The 534-nt window shown below is 41.6% G+C and carries 1 protein-coding gene; it reads left to right on the forward strand.

The genetic code is table 11. From position 1 onward, the window contains the following. The first annotated feature begins 117 nt into the window (after positions 1-117). Positions 118-444: a hypothetical protein gene (locus ACKTR2_RS10420; protein WP_407885074.1), complete on the forward strand. Its 327-nt coding sequence runs from the start codon at positions 118-120 to the stop codon at positions 442-444. Positions 445-534 lie beyond the last annotated feature (90 nt).

Consider the following 534-nt stretch of genomic DNA (forward strand, 5'->3'; position numbering starts at 1 on the left):
GAACCGGCATGAAGATGGGGGCATGCACTTGTAATCTAAACGTAATAATTAAATGTACACAATGAGTACATTTAGTGTATAATAGAGCCATAGATTAAAGAAAGGAGGGTAAAAGATGTGTCAAAAGAAGAATGGTATAACCTTGGCCAAGCTAGCCAAAAGTTAGGCCGCAGTCGTTCTTATGTAAGTTTATGGCTACGCCGTCATAAGGGCGAAGTACCCGAAAATATGATTTTGGAGGGTGGCAAAAGCAAACTAATATCAGCACAAGGAATTGAATGGATCAGAGATCGCATAAAAAAAGAGGGCGTCCTCGTCAGCAATAAAGGTGCTAACGGGGATCAGCACCTAGAAATACGCCTTCTAGGTGTCACCCTCCTAATAATCCATTTTACAGGGCGGGTTAGGAGAACGTCCAGAGAACAATTATTCCGATTGATTTAAAGACTTGTGGTCAGAAGTCAAGTAGGTGGTGCGTAAAATATTGATAGTTCTAATTGTGAGGAGAATATACTTCCCCCAGCCCAGTGAAGT

Source organism: Furfurilactobacillus curtus, assembly GCF_045862785.1.
In the GTDB taxonomy this organism is placed as follows: domain Bacteria; phylum Bacillota; class Bacilli; order Lactobacillales; family Lactobacillaceae; genus Furfurilactobacillus; species Furfurilactobacillus curtus.